The following is a 24,113-nucleotide window of genomic DNA, read 5'->3' on the forward strand; positions in this document are numbered from 1 at the left end:
AGGGAAAAGCCGCTCTACTGATCTGATCTACTGAAACAGGAATATCAAGAAAATCATGGAAAACAATGTCCAGACTGCGGCAGTCAACGGTGTCATCGATGCCGACGCCGTCATCATCGGCGCCGGCCCGGTCGGCCTGTTCCAGGTGTTCGAACTCGGCCTGCTGGAAATCAAGGCGCACGTGATCGATTCGCTGCCGGTGGTCGGCGGCCAGTGCGTGGAGCTGTATCCGGACAAGCCCATCTATGACATCCCCGCCGTGCCCGTGTGCACCGGCCAGGAACTGACCGACAACCTGCTGAAGCAGATCGAGCCCTTCTCGCCCACCTTCCACCTGGGGCAGGAAGTGACCCTGGTGAACAAGCGCGAAGATGGCCGTTTCGACGTCGAAACCTCCACCGGCACCAAGTTCATCACCAAGACCATCTTCATCGCGGCCGGCGTGGGCTCGTTCCAGCCGCGCACCCTGAAGGTCGAAGGCATCGAGCAGTTCGAAGGTTCGCAGGTGTTCTACCGCGTCAAGGACCCTGCCCTGTTCGAAGGCAAGAACATCGTCATCTGCGGCGGCGGCGACTCCGCCCTGGACTGGGCCCTGAACTTCGTGGGCAAGGCTGAATCGGTGATCCTGCTGCACCGCCGTGAAGAATTCCGCGCCGCGCCCGCGTCCGTGGCCAAGATGAAGGAACTGTGCGAACAGTATGAGATGCAGCTGGTCATCGGCCAGGTCACCGGCACCGAGATCAAGGATGGCAAGCTGTCCGAAGTCAAGGTCACGGGCGCTGACGGTGTCACCCGCCGCCTGCCGCTGGACATGCTGCTGGTGTTCTTCGGCCTGTCGCCCAAGCTGGGCCCGATCGCCGAGTGGGGCCTGGAGATCGAGCGCAAGCAACTGAAGGTGATGGATACCGAGAAGTTCGAGACCAACGTCCCGGGCATCTTCGCCGTGGGCGACATCAACACCTATCCGGGCAAGAAGAAGCTGATCCTGTCGGGCTTCCACGAAGCCGCGCTGGCCGCCTTCGGCGCTGCGCCCTACATCTTCCCGGAAAAGAAGATCCACATGCAGTACACCACCACCTCGCCCAAGCTGCACAAGATCCTGGGCGTGGAAAGCCCGGTCTTCGACTGATTTTCCGTCGCCAGACCACCCGTGCCGCTGCAAGCGGCCTGCAGAGCCCCCGTCCGGTACGGGGGCTTTTTGTTTATGAAGGTTTTTGCAGAAACCTGTGGGGCCCGCACCACTGGTCTGACCAGCAAGCGGGGCGTAAGGCAAAGCATGCTATGCTACCGCGTCGCAACAAGGAAAAAGTTGACAGAGTAGACATAATATGAAGTCTGTCAGCCGATGATCGTCGCCAAACGTTTGTGGCACATGCTTGCTGCGCACCTGGTCCGGGTTATCCATCCGGACGGGAAAGCCAGCCGGTGCTTGTATAAAGGTCAGCTATGCTTTATCAACTGCATGAACTCAATCGCGCGTTCCTGAACCCCATGATGCAATGGGCCGAAACCTCGGCCAAACTGTTCTCGGACCCGGTTTCCCCGCTCGCCCACACCCCTTTCTCGCAACGTATCGCCGCCGGCTACGAGTTGCTGTATCGCCTTTCCAAGGAATACGAGAAGCCCCTCTTCAACATCGGCGAAGTGCCCGTGGACGGCAAGCCGGTCGGCATCACCGAGGAAGTGGTCGAAGAGAAGCCCTTCTGTCGCCTGATCCATTTCAAGAAGGACCTGTCGGCGCGCCAGAGCACCGCCTTGAAGCAGCCTACCGTGCTGGTGGTGGCGCCCCTGTCCGGCCACCACTCCACCCTGCTGCGCGAGACCGTGCGCGCCCTGCTGCAGGAACATGACGTCTTCATCACCGACTGGACCGACGCCCGCATGGTGCCGGTCGAAGCCGGTGAATTCCACCTGCACGATTATGTTTATTACGTGCAGGACTTCATTCGCACCCTGGGCCCGGACGTGCACGTCATTTCCGTGTGCCAGCCCACCGTGCCGGTGCTGGCGGCCATTTCGCTCATGGCCAGCGCCAACGATCCCAAGCTGCCCAAGAGCATGACCATGATGGGCGGGCCCATCGATGCCCGCAAGTCGCCCACCGCCGTCAACGACCTGGCGACCGAGAAGCCCTTCTCCTGGTTCGAAAACACGGTGATCTACAGCGTGCCGGCCAATTACCCCGGTTTCGGCCGAAAGGTCTATCCCGGCTTCCTGCAGCATGCCGGCTTCGTGGCCATGAACCCGCGCCGCCATGCCCAGAGCCACTGGGATTTCTACATGCACCTGCGCGATGGCGACGATGCCTCCGCCGAAGAGCACCGCAAGTTCTACGACGAGTACAACGCCGTGCTGGACATGCCGGCCGAGTTCTACCTGGAGACCATCAAGGTGGTGTTCCAGGACTTCAACCTGGCCCGTGGCACCTGGGAAATCGAAGGCAAGCTGGTGCGCCCGCAGGACATCAAGTCGGTCGCCCTGTTCACCATCGAAGGCGAGCTCGATGACATCTCCGGTTCCGGCCAGACCCAGGCGGCGCAGGAACTGTGCAGCAGCATCCCGAAGACACGCAAGCAGCATTTCACGGTGCCCAAGGCAGGCCACTACGGCATCTTCTCGGGCCGCCGCTGGCGCGAAATCGTCTGCCCGAAGATCGGCGAATTCATCCGCGCCAACGCGTAACGCAGCGCGTTGAGCCTAAACGGCACCCCGTCTCCACGGTGGTGCCGTTTTGCTTTGTGGCTGCGGCATGACTTGACGGCGGTTTGGCCGGATAATAGCGCCCTTGTCCCGTTGAATTGCCTGACCGCCGTGCCGCCATCCGCCACCACCGCCTCTGCCACCCTGGCCGACCGCCTCGAAGACCTGCTGCCGCAAACCCAATGCACCAAATGTGGCTACCCGGCCTGCCGTCCCTATGCCGAGGCCATGGCCGAGGGGCTTGCTTCCTATAACCAGTGCCCGCCCGGTGGCCAGGAAGGCGTGGCGCGGCTGGCACAACTGCTGGGCAAACCGGTGATCCCGCTCAATCCCGCCAACGGCAGCGAACAGCCACGCCGCCTGGCGCTGATCGATGAAGCCATCTGCATCGGCTGCACGCTCTGCATCCAGGCCTGCCCGGTCGATGCGATTGCCGGTGCGGCCAAGCAGATGCATACGGTGATCGAATCGCTCTGCACCGGCTGCGACCTGTGCGTGGCGCCCTGCCCGGTCGATTGCATCAGCATGGTCGAGGCCACGCCGGGGCGCACCGGCTGGCAAGCCTGGAGCCAGGAGCAAGCCGATGCCGCCCGCGCGCGACATGACTGGCGCACCCTGCGCCTGCAGCGCGAGAAGGAAGAGAACGATGCCCGTCTGGCCGCCAAGGCCGCGGCCAAGCTCAAGGAAGTGGAAGCAGCCGCGGCCGGCACGCCCGAGGAACAAGCCGAACTGGCCCGCAAGAAAGCCATCATCCAGGCCGCCATGGAACGCGCGCGCCTGAAGAAACTGCAAGCCGAACAAGCCAGCCCCCAGCCCGACAGCCCACAACCATGAATCCGACCAAACGCCGCGAGATCTTCGAGCGCCTGCGCCAGGCCAACCCCACGCCCACTACCGAACTGGAATACACCACGCCGTTCGAGCTGCTGATCGCCGTGCTGCTGTCAGCCCAGGCGACCGATGTGTCGGTGAACAAGGCCACGCGCAAGCTCTATCCGGTGGCCAACACGCCCGAGGCCATCTACCGCATGGGTGTGGACCAGCTCATGCCCTATATCCAGACCATCGGGCTGTATCGCACCAAGGCCAAGAACGTCATCGAGACCTGCCGCATCCTGATCGAGGAACACGGCGGCGAGGTACCGGAGTCGCGCGAGGCGCTGGAAGCCTTGCCGGGAGTCGGCCGCAAGACCGCCAACGTGGTCCTCAACACGGCCTTCGGCCATCCCACCATCGCGGTGGATACGCACATCTTCCGCGTCTCCAACCGCACCGGCATTGCACCGGGCAAGGATGTGGACGAAGTCGAGCGCAAGCTCATCAAGTTCGTGGCCCCGGAATTCCGCCAGGATGCGCATCACTGGCTGATCCTGCATGGCCGCTACACCTGCATCGCGCGCAAGCCGCAATGCTGGAACTGCCTGATCGCCGACCTCTGCGAATTCAAGCAGAAAACGCCACTTCCGGCCAAGGGCGTCTGAGAAGGACCTAGCGCGGAAGCCCGTGCAGACGGGTGACCGGCATCCAGCGCTGGTCCTGAACTTCATACAGGGTAAAAGTCGGGTTGAGCAGATCGCCTTCCTCGTTGAAGGCCACCGGTCCGCTCACGCCCTCGAAGCGCAGGCGGTGCATGGCCCGGGCAACCGCATCCGGATCGGTGCTGCCGGCCTGGCGCAGGCCTAGCAGGATGGACTGCGCCGCTTCATAGGCGAAGACCGCATAGAGGTCGATGTCGGAATCGAAAGCTTCGCTGTAGCGCTGGCGGAACTGCCGCCAGCCGGGCATCTTGTCCTGCGGCGGCCCGGGTTCAAGGACCAGCGCGCCATTGGCATCGGGTCCGGCGCGCATCAGGAAGGGCAAACCCAAGGTCCCGGGCGAAGCCATCAGGCGCGCTTCCAGCTTCAACCGGCGGATGGACTTGGCCAGCACGCCGGCCTGCCAGTCCAGTCCGCCGAAGAAGATCAGGTCCGGCTTGAGGCTGCGCGCCTGCATCAGCGGGGCGTTGAAGTCAGAGGTCTTGTCGCTGACGTTGTAGCGCGCCAGCACCTTGCCACCCTGCGCCTCCACCTCGCGGGCAAACTGCTCGGCCAGCCCCTGCCCGAAGGGCGTGCGGTCGTCAATGGTGACCACGGAGCGCACGCCCAGCTTGTCGACGGCGTAACGCGCGGACCAGCGGCCGATGCTCTCGTTGTTGGGAATGGTGCGGAAGATGCGCGGATAGGACAGGGCCGTCAGCTTGCGGCTCATCGCCGAGGGCGTCACCTGGATCACGCCGGCGGCATGGTAGACCGGGGCCGCTGCCAGGCTGGTGCCGCTGGTCCAGTGTCCGACCACGCCGATGACGCGCTGGCCGACCAGATAGCGTGCTACATACTCCGCCGTGCCGGGATCAGCCCTGTCATCCTGGGACACCAGCTTGAGCCGGTAATGCTTGCCGGCGATGACCACACCGCGCCGGTTGGCCTCATCCAGCGCCAGTTGCACGCCATTGCGCATGCTGCGGCCCACGCCCATGGAGGGGCCGCTCAAGGGGCCGGCAAAGCCGATGGCCAGGGTGGATTCGTCAGCCGGCTGCTCGTCGCTGGCCATGCTCGCCTTGGCCGACGCCGAAGGAGCCGCCAGCGCGGCCTGCGCGCAGCAGCCCAGCAGGGCCAGCGCGATACAAAGCAAGGGCCGCGTCCATGTCCGTGGACGGCGCACAGGCCGGATCAGGCTTCCGCCAAAAAACATGCATGCTTCCTTCTCGCTGCCCGGCCTTGCGTTTCCCCCCATCGCGCCAAGGCGATGCGGCCGGGTACTGCATTGGATGGATTATTCAGATGCTTGTCGTAGGGAAAGAATATTACTTCATCTGGACCTGTCGTGCCGCAGGCCTTGGCCGGCCTCCTGAAGCGGGCGGCAGACCAGCGTAGAATAGCGCTTTATCCCCGATTGATGCACCGCCATGTTCACGCCGTCCCAGCACGATGTCCGCCGCTTTTTCTGCGAAGCCTATCGCAAGCACCAGGGCAACCAGGTCCTGACGCCCCTGGAAGCCATCGCCCGCGACTGGATCCTGCAACATCCGGAATACCACGATGCCCTGCGCGACGTGGATGAAGCGCTGGCGGCCGACTATTCGATCGAACGCGGCCAGAGCAATCCCTTCCTGCACCTGTCGATGCACCTGTCGATCACGGAACAGATCTCCATCGACCAGCCCCCCGGCATCCGTGGCGCCTTCCAGCTGCTGGCCCAGCGCCGCGGCTCGGAACACGATGCCCATCATGAAATCATGGAAGCCCTGGGCGAGATGATCTGGAACGCCCAGCGCAATGGCTTGCCGCCGGATGGGGCGGCTTATATCGAGAATATCAAGCGGCGGGCGCAGGGATAAGCCTTCACGCGCACAACAAAAAGCCACACCGCAACTCTCTTGCGGCGTGGCTTTCTTTCATACGCAACCATCAGACGCAGCTTACTTGCGCACCACCAGGCTGCCCGGCAGACTGTGCAGATAAGCCGCGATATCGTTGATGTCGCGATCCGTAAGCGGCTTGGCCTGCCCCGACATGATGGCATTGTTGCGGCCATTCATGGCGGTGTCGCCCCGGCGGTAGGCCGTCAGGGCATGCTTGAGGTAGTCCGCATGCTGGCCGGCCAGCTTCGGATAGCCCGGATCGATGGGCGAGTTGTAGTCCTTGCCGTGGCAGGAGGCGCAGTTGTACTTCTCCACCAGCGCACGGCCATTGGCTACATCAGCAGCGCTGGCCGCTTGCGACAGCAGCGCGGCGGCACCCAGCAGCGACAGGGCAATCAGGTTCTTCTTCATCTCGTGGCTCCCCTCACTTCTGCTGCGAATAGTAGGCGGCCAGGTCGGCGATGTCCTGGTCCGACAGGCTGGCGGCCACGCCCATCATCGAAGGATGCTTGCGTTCCCCCTTCTGGTAGGCGCGCAGCGCGTTCTCGATGTACTTGGCGGACTGCCCGCCCAGCATCGGCACCTGGTAGACCTCGGGATAGCTGGCTTTGTAGCCGGGGATGCCATGGCAACCAATGCACATGGAGACTTTGTTTTCAGCGGCCTTGGCATTGCCGACGATGTCGGCCGCGGACGCGCTGCCGAGCACGCCAGCCAAGGCAAGAAACACGAGGTGTTTTTTCATGTGAGCAGGGTAAGTGATTGGACTTCCCATCCGCCCCGCCTCAACCTCGGCGCGGCGGACACCCGACGAAACGCATCTTTTGCTGCCAGCGGCAAACTTTATCGTGCTTGTTCGATTGCCCTGGTATTGCAGGTTTGGCTCTTCTGCTATGGCTCAACCGGTGTTTCGGCTCAAGCTTGTCTCTCCACTCCCCCTGCCTTGCGCAAAAAACGCTTTCGATTCTAACCAATAAAACCGGCAGCGTCATCCCTGCGCACAACCCCTCCCCGACAGACGCAATCGCCCGCCAGGCAAGGCCGGGCGGGCGATCGACGCATTATATGCACTGCAATATTACCGCTATGGCATCTGGCTGATGCCAACGTTAGGCGACATGCCGCGTAGCCTGGACGTGCATATCGTGCCCAGGCTCAAGTGAAGCCAGGCGCGGTTGCCGGTTGTCCTGGCGCGCGCCGCCCTGGCCGTCATCGTCGTCGTCCTCGTCTTCTCCGGCGTCATCCTGCACTGCCGCATCCGTTTTTTGCGGAAGAATGAAGAACAAGGGCCGGACGACGAAACGGCGCAACACCGCCCGCATGGCGATATTGCGGGCGCGGCGCGGCAAGTCGCGCGAGCGCAGCGCCAGCGCCAGTGCGCAGGCGAAGGCCACCGCCACCGACAACAGGGCCGTCGCAGCCACACCGCCGGCAGCCAGCCAGAAGGCGGGCGTCATCAGGATTTCCCAGCCGAGGCTGAAGACTGCGGCGGTGAGCGTACCAGCAGCCAAGGTCACATGGCGGATATCCAGCGGCAGGCTGAAGAAGGCCGCCACCACCGGTGCCAGCCCCAGCAGCACGGCCAGCGAGAGGCTACCGGCAATGGTGGCCACGTTGCGCTCCAGCCAGGCGGCGCAGCGCTGGGCGCGCATGGCGCCGAGACCGTGCACCAGGCGGCGATGGTTGGACACCACTTCCCGTACCCGGCGCAGAGCGAACCAGTTGTCGGCAAACCCGGCCGCGAGACTGGCCAGCCACAACAATACGCCGGTCAGCGCGGCATACAGGGGTGTGGGGCCTACCAGCGAGAGCGCAGCGATGGCCTGGCGCGCCTCGCTGGCCGGCATCGGCTGGCTGCCCAGCGCGAACCAGCCCAGGGCACACAGCGCGGCGGTGACCGGAATCACCGCCAGCAGATTGCCAAAGATACCCGCCGACTGCGAACGCAGCAGCTGGCCGGATTCGGCGATCAGGTCACGCATGCCCTCCGCATCCAGGTCCCCCATGCGCGAGGCCAGGGCCGGTGCGGTCACGGCCGGCTGGCGCGTGGCCAGCACGCCGCCCAGCGCGGCAATGAGCAGGAAACTGGCGGCATAGTTGAGCGAAGCCAGCGCACCATCGACGAAGTGCACCACGCCCAGCGTCGACAGGCTCTGCTTGACGAGGGCCGTGGCGGCGATGATCGCACCGCCCACCAGACCGGCCCGCATCACCCGGCGATAACCGGCACCGTCGCGGGCGATGGCCTGCTCCCGGTGATCGGCATTGCGCTCGACCATCTTGCGCGCCAGCAGGGCAAAACTGCGCCGCATCAGGCCGCGCACCGAGTCGCGGTGATGGTGGGCGGAGATCAGGTCGCACAGCAGCAACTGCATGCGCCCGGCCCCGGCCAGCGCCGCCGGCGGCGCCACCATGCCGGGCACGGCCGGGCTGATGACCGGACCAGGCACGCCGGAACGCACATCGATGAGCCGCCCGATGCGCTGCAAATGCGCGCGCATGCGTTCGACGCGATACACCAGGCTCACCGAGACGCCGTATTCATCCAGGTGCGCATAGATGCGGTCCGTCTGCGCATGGCACACTGCGACCAGCATGCGCACGCTGCGCAAGGCGCCGAGGTCGCCCGGCTGGGCGCGCAGCCAGGCTTCCATCTCGCGCCGCAGCGCCAGGAAGGGCGTGGCGCGCATGGGCATCTTGGGTTCCAGCCGCTGGCGGAAGGCCGGGCTGATGCCATCGGCCACCACCGTGGTGGTCAGATAGGTGATGGCTTCCTCGATCTGCTGCCAGTACATGTGGGAGATGCCGTCATCGGCCATCAGTTTCCACAGCCGCTGCAGCAGTTCATTGTCCAGCTCCAGCAGCCAGGCGGCGTCGTCCGGATCGGGGAACATGGCCGTGAACAGCGAAGAGAGGTCAGTGGGCGAAAGGTGGCGCGGCAGGATCAGCCGGGCCAGGCGTTCGCTCAGTTCGCCGAAGAAGCCGGGTTCGTGCGGCAGGCCAGTGGTGGAGAAAAGTTCGGGGCCGGTGGCTTCGCGCAGGGTCTTCTGCAGCGCGTTCTGGACCGCGCGCCGCACGTCGCGGTGCTGGTCCAGCCAGTCCAGCATGATGGCCAGCCGCTGGCGACGCACCTGGTGCCAGGCCTGGCGGTCCAGCAGCGACACGGCCGGGCGATGGCGCAGCCATTCAGCCACGTCGATCATCCAGTTGGCCCGCTCGTGCCAGCTGGCAGCCGGGTCGATGCGGCGCATCAGGACTTCCAGCTGCCGGCCGACATCATGCCGGTCCATGTAACGCGCCTGCATGCCGTGACGCATTCGTCTCCACACCACCAGCATCTTGAAGAAAAGAAATTTCATGGGCAGTGAGCGCCTGGGGCGCTGTCAGTTTGTTGCATGCGTAGCCCTTGATATAGGAACGATTGAGCAGAATTCAAGCCGTCGCAGGTGCGCCGGATTTGGCCGGCTTTTCCCTTATACTCGAAGAAATGTCCGGCGCGGCTGCTGCAATGCCGCATCTTCCCGGCAATCCAACCACAGCAACCTGACAAGGACAGCATCCATGCCAGATCATTCCGCCGCTTCATCCCATCCAGGCAAATTCACCGGCAGCGACAACTACGTTGCCACCGACGACCTCAAGCTGGCGGTCAATGCCGCGCTCACCTTGCAGCGTCCGCTGCTGATCAAGGGCGAGCCCGGCACCGGCAAGACCATGCTGGCCGAGGAAGTGGCCGCCGCCCTGGGCCGCCCGCTGCTGCAGTGGCATATCAAGTCCACCACCAAGGCCCAGCAGGGCCTGTACGAATACGATGCGGTCTCGCGCCTGCGCGATTCACAGCTGGGCGACGAGCGCGTCAAGGACATCCACAACTACATCGTCAAGGGTGTGCTGTGGCAGGCCTTCACGGCCGAGCAGCCGGTGGTGCTGCTGATCGACGAGATCGACAAGGCCGACATCGAATTCCCCAACGACCTGCTGCGCGAAATCGACCGCATGGAGTTCTACGTCTATGAGACGCGCGAACTGGTGCGCGCCAGACACCGGCCGCTGGTGGTCATCACCTCCAACAACGAGAAGGAATTGCCGGACGCCTTCCTGCGCCGCTGCTTCTTCCACTACATCAAGTTCCCCGACAAGGAGACCATGCAGCAGATCGTTGACGTGCACTTCCCGCACATCAAGCGCGACCTGCTGGCGCGCGCGCTGGACGCTTTCTACCAGGTGCGCGAGGTACCGGGCATCAAGAAGAAGCCCTCGACCTCGGAACTGATCGACTGGCTCAAGCTGCTCATGGCCGAGGACATCCCGCCTGAAGCCCTGCACAGCCAGGACAACAAGGCCGTGGTCCCGCCCCTGCATGGCGCGCTGCTCAAGAACGAGCAGGATGTGCACCTGTTCGAGCGCCTGGTCTTCATGTCGCGCAACAACCGCTGAACCTGCCGCCATCCACCGGAGCCGCCATGCAATTCCTCTCGCCGATCACCTTGAAGGGCCAGTTCGCCACGATCGAGCCGCTGCATCCCGAGCACCACGATGCGCTCATTGCCGCCGTGTCGGATGGCAAGCTGTGGAAGCTCTGGTACACCGCCATCCCCAAGCCGGAAAACATGCGTGCCGAGATCGAACGCCGCCTGCACCTGCAGCAGCAGGGTAGCATGCTGCCCTTCGTGATCCGCCGCAATGACACCGGCGCGCTGTGCGGCATGACGACCTACATGAATGCCGACGTGGCCCACCGGCGCGTGGAGATCGGCTCCACCTGGTATGCCGCCAGTGCCCAGCGCACCGGCATCAATACCGAGTGCAAGCTGATGCTGCTCACCCACGCCTTCGAGGACATGCACTGCATCGCCGTAGAGTTCCGCACCCACTGGATGAACCAGCAGTCGCGTGCCGCCATTGCGCGGCTGGGGGCCAAGCAGGACGGCATCCTGCGCAATCACCAGCGTATGCCGGATGGTTCCTATCGCGATACGGTGGTGTTTTCCATCATCGAATCGGAATGGCCAACGGTGCGCCGCCATCTCCAGTTCAAGCTGGGCCGCTGAGGCGGCTGCGGGATTGCATTCATGCTCATCGATTTCTTCTACACCGTGAAACAGGCTGGCGTGCCGGCCTCGATCAAGGAATTCCTGACCCTGCTGGAGGCGATGGACAAGCAGGTCATTTCGCCCTCGCTGGATGAGTTCTACTTTCTCTCGCGCCTCACGCTGGTGAAGGACGAGGCGCACTTCGACAAGTTCGACCGCGCCTTCGGGGCCTATTTCAAGGGCATAGAAACGATCTTCGAGAAGCGGCCGGAGATTCCGCTGGAATGGCTGGTCAAGCAATTGCAGCGCGACCTCACGCCCGAGCAGAAGGCCGCCATCGAGAAGTTCGGTTACGACAAGCTGATGGATCGCCTCAAGCAACTGCTGGAAGAACAGAAGGAACGCCACGAAGGCGGCAGCAAGTGGATCGGTACCGGCGGGGTTTCTCCCTTCGGCCACGGCGGCTTCAACCCCGAGGGCATCCGCATCGGCGGCAAGGGTGGCCAGCGCAGCGCGGTGAAGGTGTGGGAAGAACGCGAATACAAGGACTACGACGGCGAACGCGAACTGGGCACCCGCAACATCAAGGTGGCGCTGCGCCGCCTGCGCCGCTTTGCGCGTGAAGGACTGGACGAAGAACTGGCGCTGGACGACACCATCCGCGCCACCGCCAGCAATGCCGGCTACCTTGACATCCGGATGCAGCCCGAGCGCAAGAACAAGATCAAGGTGCTGATGCTCTTCGATGTGGGCGGATCGATGGATGACCACATCGCCCGCACCGAAGAATTGTTCTCGGTGGCACGGACCGAGTTCAAGAACATGGAGTTCTTCTACTTCCACAACTGCGTGTATGACTACCTGTGGAAGAACAACCGCCGCCGCCACGCCGAGCGTTTCCCGACCTGGGATGTGCTGCGCAAATATACGCCGGACACCAAGCTCATCTTCGTGGGCGATGCCACCATGAGTCCTTACGAAATCGTGCAGCCGGGCGGCTCGGTGGAATACAACAATGCGGAAGCGGGTGCCGAGTGGCTGCAGCGCTTCACCAGTACCTTTCCACATTTCGTCTGGCTCAATCCCGAGCCGGAAGGCCTGTGGCAATACCGGCAATCAATCGCACTGATCCGCCAGCTCATGAACAACCGCATGTTCCCGCTGACCATGGATGGGCTGGAAGGCGCGATGCGCTTGCTCAGCAAGTAGCGGCTCAGGCTGCTAGCGGCGTATAGCCCGCTTCTTCAATGGCCTCGGCAAACTGCTGCGCCGGCAGGCTGCTGTCGATGACCACGCGCTTGTCGGCCACTGCAATGTCGACCTTGGCATTGGCATCCACCTCTTTGACAGCCTTGGTGATGACGCCTGCACAGTGGTTGCAGGTCATGTCGTTGACGGTGAAGGTGGTGCTCATGGCGTTTCCTTTCATGAAATGAAGTCAATGATGGAAGCTTAAACCTTCCCACCACGGCAAGGTCAAGCGCAGCTTTGTGCATCCATGCGACAATCAGGCTTGACCTTGCCATCATGGGAAGGATGATGATGCAGGCCTTGATCCATCCTTCCGGAGTCGTTGCCATGCCCTCTTCCTCCCCTGCTGCCGCCGAGATCAGCCTCGATATCGAAGGCATGAGCTGTGCCTCCTGCGTGATGCGCGTGGAAAAGGCGCTCAAGAAAATCCCTGGCGTGACCGAAGTCAGCGTCAACCTTGCCACCGAACGCGCCAGCATCGCCACGGCCGCACCCGTGGCCCCGGCTGCCCTGATTGCCGCCATTGAAAAGGCCGGCTATCAGGCGCACCAGCACATCCCTGAAGAAACCGCCGCGCCGGCCAGCGCCAAGAAACAGCTGCCAAGCTGGTGGCCCGTGGCCGTCTCGGCCGCGCTGTCGCTGCCGCTCTTGCTGCCCATGCTGCTGGCCCCGCTGGGCATCGGCTGGAGCCTGCCCCCGCTGTGGCAATGGCTGCTGGCCACGCCCGTGCAGTTCTGGCTGGGCTGGCGTTTCTATCACGCCGGATGGGGCGCGCTGCGCGCGCGTTCGGGCAACATGGATCTGCTGGTGGCGCTGGGCACCAGCGCAGCTTACGGGCTATCGGTCTGGCAATGGCTGAGCATGCCGGACATGGGCGATCACGCCATGGCCATGCCGCATCTCTACTTTGAAAGCTCGGCCGTGGTCATCACCTTGGTGCTGCTGGGCAAATGGCTGGAAGGCCGCGCCAAGCGCCAGACGGCCGACGCCATCGCCGCCCTCAACGCGCTGCGTCCCGACCGTGCCCGCGTGCGCCGTGACGGACAAGACATCGACGTGCCGCTGGCCCAGGTGCGCGTGGGCGACCTGGTGGTGCTGCGTCCCGGCGAGCGGGTCCCGGTCGATGGCATCGTCAAGGAGGGCCGCAGCCATCTGGATGAAGCCCTGCTGACCGGCGAGAGCCGCCCGCAAGCCAAGCAAGCCGGCGACCAGCTGGCCGCCGGTGCCATCAATGCGGAAGGGGTGCTGGTCTTCGAAGCCACCGCCATCGGTGCCGAAACCATGCTGGCGCGCATCGTGCGCATGGTGGAACAGGCGCAGGCGGCCAAGGCGCCGATCCAGCGCCTGGTGGACAAGGTCAGCGCGGTCTTCGTGCCTGCGGTGCTGCTGCTGTCGGCCCTGACCTTCCTCGGCTGGGGCCTGGTGGCGGGCGACTGGCAACAGGCCCTGCTCAATGCGGTGGCGGTGATGGTGATCGCCTGCCCTTGCGCACTGGGCCTGGCCACCCCCACGGCCATCATGGCCGGCACGGGGGTGGCCGCACGCCACGGCATCCTCATCAAGGATGCGCAGGCGCTGGAGATCGCGCATCGGGTCGACGTGATCGCCTTCGACAAGACCGGCACGCTCACCGTGGGCCGTCCGCGCCTGACTGAACTGCAGGCCGCTGACGCCACCGAAGAGGAACAGGACAATGCCTTGCTGGCCCTGGCCGCCGCCCTGCAAGCCCGCAGCGAACACCCGCTGGCGCGGGCCGTGCTGGAGGCGGCCGCGGCACACACCGACATCTCGATCCCGCAAGCCGACCAGGTCCGCAGCGTGGCCGGGCTGGGCATCGAAGGCCATGTCGATGGCCGCGCACTCTGCCTGGGCAGCAGCCGCTGGATGCAGCAATTGCAGGCCAGCGCCCCGGCCCTGCAAGCGCGTGCCGACCAGTTGCAGGCGCAGGGCCGTACCCTGTCCTGGCTGGCCGAGCGTGAGGCAGGCCATGTGCGCATCCTGGGCCTGCTGGCCTTCGGCGACCAGATCAAGCCCGGCGCGCAGCAAGCCATCGCCACCCTGCATGCGCTGGGTATCCGCACCGCCATGCTCAGTGGCGACAACCGGGGGGCCGCACAACAGGTGGCCGCCACACTGGGCATCCAGGATGTGCGCGCCGAAGTGCTGCCCGGCGACAAGGCCGAAGCGGTCGCTGCCCTGCGCGACAACGGCGCGCATGTCGTGGCCATGGTCGGCGATGGCGTCAACGATGCCCCGGCGCTGGCTGCCGCCGATGTGGGCATCGCCATGTCCACCGGCACCGACGTGGCCATGCAGGCTGCCGGCATCACACTGATGCATGGCGATCCCGGCCTGGCGGCAGACGCCATCGACATCTCGCGCCGCACCTACGGCAAGATTCGCCAGAACCTGTTCTGGGCGTTCATCTACAACCTGGTCGGGATTCCGCTGGCCGCGCTGGGCCTGCTCAACCCGATGCTGGCCGGGGCAGCGATGGCGTTTTCCAGCGTGAGCGTGGTCAGCAATGCCCTGCTGCTGCGCCGCTGGCGTCCGCATGGCCCCGCAAAAATGGAGAAGTGAACATGAATATCGGAGAAGCCGCTACTGCCTCGGGTGTCTCGGCCAAGATGATTCGCCATTATGAAGAAACGGGCCTGATCCCCAAGGCCGGCCGCACCGATGCCGGCTACCGCGTCTATGCCGAGCGCGACGTGCACCTGCTGCGCTTCATCCGCCAGGCCCGGCAACTGGGGTTTTCCATGCCGCAGGTGAGCGACCTGATCGGGCTGTGGCTGGACCAGTCGCGCTCCAGCCGCAAGGTCAAGCAGCTGGCCCAGACCCACATTGGCGAACTGGAGCAGCGCATCCGCGAACTGCAGACCATGAAGGGCACGCTGGAACGCCTGGTGCAGGACTGCCATGGCGACCATCGCCCCGACTGCCCCATCCTCGATGCCCTCGGTGCGCAGCCGGACTGCTGCGCCCACGCGGAGTCGCAGGCATGAGCGTGCTGCGCTGGGGCATCATCGGCTGCGGTGCCGTCACCGAAAAGAAAAGCGGTCCGGCCTATCGCAGCACGCCCGGTTTCGAACTGGCCGCCGTCATGCGCCGCGACGCCGCCCTGGCCGCCGACTACGCGCAGCGCCACGGCGTGCCGCGCTGGTTCGACGATGCCGACGCGCTCATCGGCGATCCCGGCATCGATGCCGTCTACATCGCCACCCCGCCCGATACGCACCTGCACTATGCCTTGAAGGTCGCCGCCGCCGGCAAACCCTGCTGCGTCGAAAAGCCGATGGCCCCCAGCCATGCCGAATGCCTGCAGATGCTCGAGGCCTTCGAGACGGCGCAACAACCGCTGTTCGTGGCCTATTACCGGCGCTCGCTGCCGCGTTTCGAGCAGTTGCGCCAATGGCTGCAGGAGGGCCGCATCGGCACGCCGCGCCACGTGCACTGGCAACTGGCGCGCACCCCGCATCCGGATGACCTGCAGGGGCGCTACCGCTGGCGTACCGATGCCCGCATCGCACCGGGCGGCTACTTCGATGATCTCGCCAGCCATGGCTTGAACCTGTTCTCGCACTTCTTCGGCGACGTGGCGCAGGTGACCGGGACCAGCGCCAACCAGCAAGGGATCTACAGCGCCAGGGATGCAGTGGCGGCCAGCTGGCGCTATCAGAGTAGCGTGACCGGCAGCGGCAGCTGGCACTTCGGCAGCTTTGAACGGGCGGACCGGGTGGAGATTACGGGCAGTGCGGGCAAGCTGGAATTTTCCATCTTCGAGGAGCAGCCGCTGGTGCTGACCACGCCGGCAGAACGCGTGGAACTGGCCATCCCCAATCCGGAACACATCCAGCAATACCACGTGGCCAACCTGCAACGGCACTTGAGCGGAGGTGCGCCTCATCCATCCTGTGGCGACAGCGCTGCGCAGACGGCGTGGATGATGGAAGCGATCCTGGAAAAACGGTGAAATCCTTCACCTGCATGAAAAATGCATGGCTCGCAGCACGCATCCCGACTTGCGATGATAATTACCCTTCATATATCACTAAAAATTACGTTATCCAGCTAGTACCAACAACATCAAAATCACGGGGGGCCGTCCGACATGCCACAGAGCAATCACCTGACTTTCATCGAGACCGACACACTGCGCATCGGCTTTGAAACCAGCGGCCCACCAGAGGCCCCCGCCGTGATCCTGCTGCATGGCTGGCCGGACGACGTGCGCACCTGGGACGCCTTCCTGCGTCCGCTGCGGGCGGCCGGCTACCGCGTGATCCGGCCCTACCTGCGCGGCTACGGCCCGACCCGCTTCCTTTCTGAATCGACACCCCGCAGCGGCCAGCTGGCCGCGCTGGGCAGCGACCTGATGGCCTTTGCCGATGCCCTGGGCCTGGAGCGCTACTCCGTCATCGGCCACGACTGGGGTGCACGGGCCGCTTACATCGCCGCTTCGCAGACCCCCGAACGCATCGCCCATTGCATCGCCCTCTCGGTGGGCTGGGGCACCAATACGCCGGGGCAGCGGCTGTCGCTGCAGCAATCGCGCAATTACTGGTACCACTGGTTCTTCGCCACCCCGCGCGGCGAAGCCGAGTTGCGCGAGGACCGCCGTGGTTTCGCGCGCTTCATGTGGAATACCTGGTCACCTTCCTGGAAATTTGCCGAGAGCGAATTCGCCAATACCGCCGCCTCCTTCGACAATCCCGACTGGGCCGAGATCTGCGTGCATTCCTACCGGCATCGCTGGGGCTTTGCCGAGGGCGATCCCGCCTATGCGGCGCTCGAAGCCCGATTGCAGGACACACCGCGCATCATGGTTCCCACGCTGGTGCTGCATGGCACCGAGGATGGCGCCAATCATCCGTCGACCTCGGAAGACCGCGAGCCCTACTTCGGGGCCGCCTACCGCCGCGTGCTCATCCCGGGGGCCGGGCATTTTCCCCAGCGCGAAAAGCCGGAAGAAGTCGTCGAGGAAGTGCTGGCCTGGCTGGCGCGCCCGGCCTGAACGTGGACTTCAGTGGCAGCCGCCCCCATGGCTGCCGAGATTGGCCGGCTTCATGTCGTCGGGCAGGCTGGCCAATCCTTGCAGGATGCCGCAGTCGCGCGCCGGCTGTTCCACCTCGCACTGGGCGCGCAGCTGGTGCAATTGCTCCTGCAGGGCCTGCAACTGCAGGATGCGCTGGGCCACGTGGCCGATGTGCTTGTCCAGCAGCGCGTTGACTTCGCCGCAATTCTGCTCGGGCGCGTCGCGCAGGCGCAGCAGTTCGCGCACTTCATCGAGCGTCATGTCCAGCGAACGGCAATGGCGGATGAATTGCAGCCGCTCCACGTGGCGCGCGCCATAGAGCCGGTAATTCGACTGTGACCGTGTCGGCTCGGTCAGCAACTCTTCCTTCTCGTAATAACGAATGGTTTCTACCGGGCAATCTGCCTGGGCGGCCAGTTCGCCGATCTTCAATGTATCCATGGGATCCTCGCTTGACCTTGTAGTTACTTCAGGGTTTTTAATATACCTCTGAAACCTGTTGGCTGCACAAGGAGCCCCAAATGGCTGGACATTCCCACAAGCACGATCACGACCATTCGCATGGTCACGCACATGAGCACGAGCATGGTCATGCTCACGCACAACAAGCACAGGGCTGCTGCTCCGGCCATGCCTGCGCCAGCAATGAAGCGGCCCCTGCCCCGATCCCCGCAGCGCATCTGGAGGGCAAGACCGAGGAAGCCGTCTTCTTCATCCAGAAGATGGATTGCCCGACCGAAGAAAAGCTGATCCGCGAACGGCTCTCGCAGATGTCCGGCGTGGGCACGCTGGAATTCAACCTGATCCAGCGCGAGCTGACGGTGCAGCACCAACTGCCCTCCATCGCGCCGCTGGTGGAGACCTTGAAGGCGCTGGACATGCTGCCGGCCGTGAAGTCCGATTCACTGGATGCCGAGGCCGGCCGCGATGCCCCCGACCGGGCCGCTGCCTACCGCATCCCGGCGCGCCGCTGGGCGCTGCTGGGGCTGGCGGGCGTAGCCGCGCTGGGGGCCGAGGTGCTGGCCTGGACCAGCGGTGATGAGCGCTCCCTGCCGGTGATTGCGCTGGCGCTTGCCGCCATCCTGCTGGGCGGCCTGGGCACGCTCAAGAAGGGCTGGATCGCGCTGCGCAACTTCTCGCTGAACATGAACTTCCTGATGTCGCTGGCCGTGATCGGCGCTGCGGTCATCGGCCAGTGGCCGGAAGCGGCAGTGGTGATCGTGCTGTTCACCCTGGCCGAGATGATCGAAGCCCTGTCGCTGGACCGCGCCCGCAACGCCATCGCCGGGCTGATGGCCATGACGCCCGACATGGCGACCCGGCGTGGCGCGGACGGTGTCTGGTCAACTGTACCGGCCCGTACCGTGACAGTGGATGAAACTGTACGGGTCGCCCCCGGGGAACGTGTACCGCTGGATGGCCTGGTACTGTCAGGCAGCACCAGCATCAACCAGGCCCCCATCACCGGGGAAAGCATACCGGTACAGAAGCAGCCCGGTGACCCGGTCTTTGCCGGCACCATCAATGAACAGGGCGCTTTCGAGATGCGCGTGACGGCGGTGCAAGGCGACTCGACCCTGGCGCGCATCGTCAAGAGCGTGCAGCAGGCGCAGGGCCAGCGCGCCCCGACCCAGCGCTTCGTGGACAACTTCGCGCGCTACTACATCCCGGCGGTGGTGCTGATGGCGGTACTGGTGGCCTTGCTGCCGCCGCTGCTGATGGGTGCGCCCTTCCAGCCGTGGCTGTACAAGGCGCTGGTTCTGCTGGTGATCGCCTGCCCTTGCGCGCTGGTGATCTCCACGCCGGTGACCATCGTCAGCGGACTGGCCTCGGCGGCGCGGCATGGCATCCTGGTCAAGGGCGGCGTCTATCTGGAGCAGGGACGCCAATTGCGTGCGCTGGCATTGGACAAGACCGGCACGATCACCTTCGGCAAGCCCGCCGTGACCGATGTGGTCTCGCTGCAGGCCGGGGCAGATCAACAGGCGCTGCTGCAACTGGCGGTCTCGCTGGCGGCACGCTCGGACCATCCGGTCTCACGCGCCATTGCGCAGCAGGAAGACATCGTCACGCTGGAGGTGAGCGACTTTGCCGCCCTGGCCGGACGCGGCGTGCAGGGGCGCATCGCCGGACAACTGCTTCATCTGGGCAATCACCGCCTGGTGCACGAACTGGGCCAGTGCAGCCCGGAACTGGAGGCGCGCCTGCAAGCCTTCGAGAAGCAGGGCAAGACCACCACCGTGCTGTGCCGTGACGGCCAGCCGCAGTTGCTGGTGGCGGTGGCCGACACCGTGCGTCCCAGCAGCAAGGAAGCGGTGGCCGAGCTGCGCGCGCTGGGCGTGGAGGTCATCATGCTGACCGGCGACAACAGCCATACCGCACAGGCCATTGCCAGCCAGACCGGCATTGCCGATGCGCGCGGGGACCAGCTGCCGGAAGACAAGCTCAAGGCCATCGAAGCACTCAGTGCGCGCCATGGCGTGCGCGGTGTGGGCATGGTCGGCGACGGCATCAACGATGCCCCGGCACTGGCGCGGGCCGACATCGGCTTCGCCATGGGCGCGGCCGGCACTGATACCGCACTGGAGACGGCCGACGTGGCCCTGATGGATGACGACCTGCGCAAGATCCCCGACTTCATTCGCCTGAGCCGCAAGGCCCATACGGTCCTGGTGCAGAACATCAGCATTGCGCTGGGCATCAAGGCGGTGTTCCTGACGCTGGCGCTGGTGGGCATGAGTTCACTGTGGATGGCGGTGTTTGCCGACATGGGGGCCAGCCTGATCGTGGTCTTCAACGGCCTGCGCCTGGTGCGCGGCTTGCGCCAACGCAAGGCCGCGGCCTGAGGCCGGCCGTACAGGTTGATCGCAGGGACGGCCCCGGTCTATACTGCCGCCCATGATGCTGCGCGCAAAACTCCTCCTGCTCTGGCTGCTGGCGCTGGCGATTCCCGTCCAGGGCTTCGCCGCCGTGCTGCAGGCCTGCGCGCCGTCGCAGCAGCAGGCGGTACAGCATCATGCGCCGGCAGTGCAAGCGCATCAGATGCAGCATGAGCAGCATCAGCATCATGAACAGCAGGCCCATCAAGGCCATCATGCCGATCATGGTGCGGCAACACAGATCACCTCTGCTGATGCCAGCGACACACAACATCAGCCACATCACACGCATTCCTCCTGCAGCTTCTGCGCCGCCTGCACCGTCGGTGGCCTGTTGCCGCTGGCCTTGAGCGCACCGCCTGCGCCTGATCTTCCCTCGCGCGAATTCATTGCGCTGCCGGCTTCCGGCTTCGTCGGCTATCTGCCGGAAAACCCCGACCGTCCCCCTGCCCTCGCCTGATCCCGCCCTGCGCACCTTCGCGTGCGCCTGAGCCTCGTGCGCGCTGACGTCAGTGCGCGCGCGGCATGACGATCATCATCAGACGAGGATTCCATGATTCCCCAAGTTTCACGTCCCTGGCGGGCCGCTGCCGTGGCCGCCTGCGCCTTGCTGGCCGGCTGTGCGCAGCTGTCGCCGGATGGCGGTTTCGGCCAGGTCGAGCAGACCAGCCAGCAGCGCCTGGGCCACACCCCGGCCTGGAACCGCAGCCCGCAACAGACCCAGGCCAGCAGCGAGCGCGTACGCGCCTTGCTGCACGATCCTGCAAGCGGCGCAGCGCGACTGGCCAGTGCCGACGATGCGGTGCAGATCGCCCTCCTCCACAATCCTGATCTGCAGGCCGATTTCGCCGGACTGGGCGTGGCTGAGGCCGACCTGGTGCAAGCCGGCCGCCTGCCCAATCCCGGTTTCTCTTTCAAGCGCACCCATGCGGGCGACGATCTCAAGATCGAGCGCAGCCTGTCACTGGGCCTGATGCGCCTCATCACCCTGCCGGCGGCGGCGCGCATCGAACAGCGGCGCTTCGAGCAGGTGCGCCTGTCGCTGGCCGCGCGCGTACTGGCGCTCGCAGCGCAGACGCGCCAGGCCTACTACCAGGCGGTGGCCGCGCAGCAGGGCTTGCAGTATCAGGAGCAGGTGGCCGATGCGGCCGAGGCGGCGCATGAACTGGCGGCGCAGATGGCGCGGCTGGGCAATATCAGCCAGCTCGATGGTGCGCGCGAGCAGTTCTTCTATGGCCAGGCGCAGGCCAGCCTGCAGCAGGCGCGCCGGCAAGCGGCGCAGCACAAGGAAACGCTGGCCCGCCTGCTGGGGCTGGCACCGGATTTCGCGTTGCCAGCGCAATTGCCGCCCTTGCCCAGGCAGCTGGAGGCAGTCGATGACATCGAGCAGCAAGCCCTGCAGCAGCGTCTCGACGTCCAGTCCGCCCGCACCGAACTGGAGGGCCTGCAAGCTTCGCTGGGACTGACCCGCGCCACCCGCTTCATCAACGTGCTGGACCTGGGTGCGGTGCGCACCACCGAGAGCGGCAAGCCCAATGAAAACGGCTACGAGATCTCGTTGGAGATTCCGCTCTTCGACTGGGGCGAGGCGCGCACGGCCAAGGCTGAGGCCATCTACCTGCAGGGTGCGCACAAGCTGGCTGCGGCTCTTCTCGATGCACGCGCCCAGGCACGCCTGGCCTGGCGTGAGCGGCAGGATGCCTATGCGCTGGCCCGGCGCTACCAGGATGAACTGGTGCCGCTGCGCCAGCGCATCGCCGAAGAAAATCTGCTGCGCTACAACGGCATGCTCATCAGCGTCTTCGCCTTGCTGGCCGATGCGCGCGAACAGGCGGCCACGGTCAATGCCGCCATCGATGCCCAGCGTGATTTCTGGATCGCCGACGCCAGCCTGCAACAGGCGCTGGGCGGCCGTCCCCAACCAGGAAAGCAACCATGAACCCGAACGACAAAGCGCGCCGCCACTTCCTGCAAGGCGCGGCCCTGGCGGTGACGGCTGGTGCCGTCAGCCGCGCCGGTGCCGCCGGTCTGCCTGAAGCCCCGCTGCAAACCAGCGCCGCCACGCAGCCCCCGCTGCAACCCGCCACTGGCCGCCCTTACCAGCCGGTGGTCACGCTCAATGGCTGGACCTTGCCCTGGCGCATGAAGCACGGCATCAAGGAATTCCACCTGATCGCTGAAGCCGTGGAGCGCGAGATCGCGCCCGGCATGAAGGCCAGACTGTGGGGCTACAACGGCCAGAGCCCCGGCCCGACCATCGAGGTGGTGGAAGGCGACAAGGTGCGCATCTTCGTGACCAACAAGCTGCCCGAAGCGACCTCGGTGCATTGGCACGGACAGCGCCTGCCCAATGGCATGGATGGCGTATCGGGCCTGACGCAAGCGGCCATCCCGCCTGGCAAGACCTATGTGTATGAGTTCACCGCCAAACGCGCCGGCACCTTCATGTATCACCCGCATGCCGACGAGATGGTACAGATGGCCATGGGCATGATGGGGTTCTGGGTGACGCATCCCAAGGATCCTGGCGTCATGCGGGTGGATCGGGATTTCGTGTTCCTGATGAATGCCTACGACATCGCGCCGGGCGCCTCGGTGCCCAAGGTCAGCACCATGCTGGACTTCAACCTGTGGACCTGGAACAGCCGGGCCTTCCCCGGCATCGACCCGCTGGTGGTGCGGCAGAACGACCGCGTGCGCATCCGCGTGGGCAATCTCACCATGACCAATCACCCGCTGCACCTGCACGGCCACGAGTTCAGCGTGACCGGCACCGATGGCGGCTGGGTGCCGCCGGCCGCACGCTGGCCCGAGGTCACCACCGACATTGCGGTGGGCCAGATGCGGGCCATCGAGTTCGATGCCACTGAAGAAGGCGACTGGGCCCTGCATTGCCACAAGGCGCATCACACCATGAACGCCATGGGCCATGACCTGCCGACCATGATCGGGGTGGACCAGTCCAAGGTCGTCAGCAAGATCAGCCGTCTCATTCCCGACTACATGGCCATGGGTGACAAGGGGGGATCGATGGGCGAGATGGAGATGCCCCTGCCCGACAACACCCTGCCGATGATGACCGGACGCGGACCGTATGGTCCCATCGAGATGGGTGGCATGTTCAGCACCGTGAAGGTCCGGCGCAACCTGGCGCGGGATGATTATCGGGACCCCGGCTGGTATCGCGCTCCGGCCGGCACGGTGGCGCGGGAATGGCAGGGCGAGATGCCCGAGACCAGGCGGGCCGCGCCTTCCGGCCCGGCTGCGCCAGCCACGCTGGAGGTCATCAAGCCGGGAGGGCATCAAGGGCATCATTGACAAAATGACTTATCGAGCACCTCTGTCATCAGCTTTTTACATCATTGTTTTTGGATCAGCGACCTTGCGTCGCTGACGACTTCACGAAAGGAAAGACCATGTTGCGCTCCCTCCTCCTCACCACGGCCCTTTGTTTTACCGCGCTGGCGGCACACGCGCAGGGTGATGCACCCAAAGTGGATGGCGAAATCCGCAAGGTCGACACCAGCACGGGCAAGCTCACCATCCGCCATGCGGAGATTCCCAATCTGCAGATGGGCGGGATGACGATGGTGTTCAAGGCTGGTCCCGAGATCCTGGCGCGGGCACGCGAAGGCGAGAAGATCAGCTTCACCGCCGACCGGGTCGATGGTGCGCTGACCGTGACCTCGCTGGAAGAAAAGCGCTGACCACCCGCGGGGGGCCGGGACGCTGCACAATTTCGTCGTCCCGGCGACGATGCGGTTGGAGACTTGGCGGTATCATCGGAGTTCGTTTCATCCATCCCATCCATAAGA

General features: G+C 64.7%; 24 protein-coding genes. 17 read left to right on the top strand and 7 right to left on the bottom strand.

The window, feature by feature from the left end:
• The first annotated feature begins 55 nt into the window (after positions 1 to 55).
• Positions 56 to 1,129: an NAD(P)/FAD-dependent oxidoreductase gene (locus tag ACWHXP_RS11900; protein WP_039787591.1), complete on the top strand. Its 1,074-nt coding sequence runs from the start codon at positions 56 to 58 to the stop codon at positions 1,127 to 1,129.
• Between the two features lie 317 nt (positions 1,130 to 1,446).
• Entirely contained in the window at positions 1,447 to 2,682 is a 1,236-nt protein-coding gene (locus ACWHXP_RS11905) for a polyhydroxyalkanoate depolymerase (protein WP_121038817.1), read from the top strand.
• Here ACWHXP_RS11905 and ACWHXP_RS11910 read toward each other — a convergent pair.
• Positions 2,604 to 2,888: a hypothetical protein gene (locus ACWHXP_RS11910; RefSeq protein ID WP_489637775.1), complete on the bottom strand. Its 285-nt coding sequence runs from the start codon at positions 2,886 to 2,888 to the stop codon at positions 2,604 to 2,606. The two genes, ACWHXP_RS11905 and ACWHXP_RS11910, sit on opposite strands and share 79 nt — an antisense overlap.
• On the opposite strand from ACWHXP_RS11910, the gene rsxB reads away from it, so the two are divergent.
• Positions 2,812 to 3,534: an electron transport complex subunit RsxB gene (rsxB, locus tag ACWHXP_RS11915; RefSeq protein WP_034341160.1), complete on the top strand. Its 723-nt coding sequence runs from the start codon at positions 2,812 to 2,814 to the stop codon at positions 3,532 to 3,534. The genes ACWHXP_RS11910 and rsxB overlap by 77 nt on opposite strands.
• Entirely contained in the window at positions 3,531 to 4,181 is a 651-nt protein-coding gene (gene nth / locus ACWHXP_RS11920; RefSeq protein WP_039787592.1) for an endonuclease III, read from the top strand. The genes rsxB and nth overlap by 4 nt, the downstream gene beginning before the upstream one ends.
• Before the next feature lie 7 nt (positions 4,182 to 4,188).
• Here nth and ACWHXP_RS11925 read toward each other — a convergent pair whose 3' ends face one another.
• Positions 4,189 to 5,370: a branched-chain amino acid ABC transporter substrate-binding protein gene (locus tag ACWHXP_RS11925; RefSeq protein ID WP_343725412.1), complete on the bottom strand. Its 1,182-nt coding sequence runs from the start codon at positions 5,368 to 5,370 to the stop codon at positions 4,189 to 4,191.
• 274 nt (positions 5,371 to 5,644) lie between these two features.
• Between ACWHXP_RS11925 and ACWHXP_RS11930 the strand changes: the two genes are divergently transcribed.
• Positions 5,645 to 6,076: a DUF1841 family protein gene (locus ACWHXP_RS11930; protein ID WP_088754068.1), complete on the top strand. Its 432-nt coding sequence runs from the start codon at positions 5,645 to 5,647 to the stop codon at positions 6,074 to 6,076.
• A gap of 81 nt (positions 6,077 to 6,157) precedes the next feature.
• Here ACWHXP_RS11930 and ACWHXP_RS11935 read toward each other — a convergent pair whose 3' ends face one another.
• From ACWHXP_RS11935 to ACWHXP_RS11945, 3 genes are all read right to left on the bottom strand, one after another.
• Positions 6,158 to 6,511, bottom strand: coding sequence for a c-type cytochrome (locus tag ACWHXP_RS11935; RefSeq protein WP_489625131.1), 354 nt, complete (start codon positions 6,509 to 6,511; stop codon positions 6,158 to 6,160).
• Between the two features lie 13 nt (positions 6,512 to 6,524).
• On the bottom strand, positions 6,525 to 6,845 hold the full coding sequence (locus tag ACWHXP_RS11940) for a c-type cytochrome (protein ID WP_039787601.1): 321 nt from the start codon (positions 6,843 to 6,845) through the stop codon (positions 6,525 to 6,527).
• 364 nt (positions 6,846 to 7,209) lie between these two features.
• Positions 7,210 to 9,459 (bottom strand): site-specific recombinase, encoded by a 2,250-nt coding sequence (locus tag ACWHXP_RS11945; protein ID WP_489633780.1) that lies wholly within the window; start codon positions 9,457 to 9,459, stop codon positions 7,210 to 7,212.
• 202 nt (positions 9,460 to 9,661) lie between these two features.
• On the opposite strand from ACWHXP_RS11945, the gene ACWHXP_RS11950 reads away from it, so the two are divergent.
• From ACWHXP_RS11950 to ACWHXP_RS11960, 3 genes are read left to right on the top strand one after another with little or no spacing between them, the layout of a single operon-like run.
• Positions 9,662 to 10,537 (top strand): AAA family ATPase, encoded by an 876-nt coding sequence (locus tag ACWHXP_RS11950; protein WP_489633779.1) that lies wholly within the window; start codon positions 9,662 to 9,664, stop codon positions 10,535 to 10,537.
• 26 nt (positions 10,538 to 10,563) lie between these two features.
• Positions 10,564 to 11,151 (top strand): GNAT family N-acetyltransferase, encoded by a 588-nt coding sequence (locus ACWHXP_RS11955; protein ID WP_489633778.1) that lies wholly within the window; start codon positions 10,564 to 10,566, stop codon positions 11,149 to 11,151.
• A gap of 21 nt (positions 11,152 to 11,172) precedes the next feature.
• The gene (locus ACWHXP_RS11960) at positions 11,173 to 12,342 is read left to right on the top strand and encodes a vWA domain-containing protein (protein ID WP_489633777.1); all 1,170 of its coding nucleotides are present in this window, start codon (positions 11,173 to 11,175) and stop codon (positions 12,340 to 12,342) included.
• A gap of 4 nt (positions 12,343 to 12,346) precedes the next feature.
• On the opposite strand, the gene ACWHXP_RS11965 is transcribed toward ACWHXP_RS11960, so the two are convergent.
• Positions 12,347 to 12,547 (bottom strand): cation transporter, encoded by a 201-nt coding sequence (locus tag ACWHXP_RS11965; RefSeq protein ID WP_121038804.1) that lies wholly within the window; start codon positions 12,545 to 12,547, stop codon positions 12,347 to 12,349.
• Between the two features lie 164 nt (positions 12,548 to 12,711).
• Here ACWHXP_RS11965 and ACWHXP_RS11970 point away from each other — a divergent pair, with 164 nt between their 5' ends.
• From ACWHXP_RS11970 to ACWHXP_RS11985, 4 genes are all read left to right on the top strand, one after another.
• A complete protein-coding gene (locus ACWHXP_RS11970; protein ID WP_489633776.1) occupies positions 12,712 to 14,964 on the top strand; it encodes a heavy metal translocating P-type ATPase in 2,253 nt (750 codons plus the stop codon).
• A 2-nt stretch (positions 14,965 to 14,966) separates the two neighbouring features.
• A complete protein-coding gene (gene cueR / locus ACWHXP_RS11975; protein ID WP_121038801.1) occupies positions 14,967 to 15,389 on the top strand; it encodes a Cu(I)-responsive transcriptional regulator in 423 nt (140 codons plus the stop codon).
• On the top strand, positions 15,386 to 16,357 hold the full coding sequence (locus ACWHXP_RS11980) for a Gfo/Idh/MocA family protein (RefSeq protein WP_489633775.1): 972 nt from the start codon (positions 15,386 to 15,388) through the stop codon (positions 16,355 to 16,357). The genes cueR and ACWHXP_RS11980 overlap by 4 nt, the downstream gene beginning before the upstream one ends.
• 138 nt (positions 16,358 to 16,495) lie before the next feature.
• On the top strand, positions 16,496 to 17,398 hold the full coding sequence (locus tag ACWHXP_RS11985; protein WP_489625126.1) for an alpha/beta fold hydrolase: 903 nt from the start codon (positions 16,496 to 16,498) through the stop codon (positions 17,396 to 17,398).
• A 9-nt stretch (positions 17,399 to 17,407) separates the two neighbouring features.
• Here the strand turns inward: ACWHXP_RS11985 and cadR are convergent, their stop codons facing one another.
• Complete coding sequence (gene cadR, locus ACWHXP_RS11990; protein ID WP_489625125.1) at positions 17,408 to 17,860, bottom strand: Cd(II)/Pb(II)-responsive transcriptional regulator; 453 nt, start codon at positions 17,858 to 17,860, stop codon at positions 17,408 to 17,410.
• An 80-nt stretch (positions 17,861 to 17,940) separates the two neighbouring features.
• Here cadR and ACWHXP_RS11995 point away from each other — a divergent pair, with 80 nt between their 5' ends.
• From ACWHXP_RS11995 to ACWHXP_RS12015, 5 genes are all read left to right on the top strand, one after another.
• Positions 17,941 to 20,265 carry a heavy metal translocating P-type ATPase gene (locus ACWHXP_RS11995; protein WP_489633774.1) on the top strand — a complete coding sequence of 775 codons (2,325 nt, stop codon included), beginning with the start codon at positions 17,941 to 17,943 and terminating at the stop codon, positions 20,263 to 20,265.
• Positions 20,266 to 20,317: 52 nt separating this feature from the next.
• Positions 20,318 to 20,758 (top strand): hypothetical protein, encoded by a 441-nt coding sequence (locus tag ACWHXP_RS12000; protein ID WP_489633773.1) that lies wholly within the window; start codon positions 20,318 to 20,320, stop codon positions 20,756 to 20,758.
• A gap of 93 nt (positions 20,759 to 20,851) precedes the next feature.
• A complete protein-coding gene (locus ACWHXP_RS12005; RefSeq protein ID WP_489633772.1) occupies positions 20,852 to 22,237 on the top strand; it encodes a TolC family protein in 1,386 nt (461 codons plus the stop codon).
• Positions 22,234 to 23,616, top strand: coding sequence for a multicopper oxidase family protein (locus ACWHXP_RS12010; RefSeq protein ID WP_489625121.1), 1,383 nt, complete (start codon positions 22,234 to 22,236; stop codon positions 23,614 to 23,616). Before ACWHXP_RS12005 ends, ACWHXP_RS12010 begins: the two co-directional genes overlap by 4 nt.
• 98 nt (positions 23,617 to 23,714) lie before the next feature.
• A complete protein-coding gene (locus ACWHXP_RS12015; protein ID WP_489625120.1) occupies positions 23,715 to 24,005 on the top strand; it encodes a copper-binding protein in 291 nt (96 codons plus the stop codon).
• Positions 24,006 to 24,113: the final 108 nt, after the last annotated feature.

The sequence above is a fragment of the Herbaspirillum sp. Her2 genome, assembly GCF_057961375.1.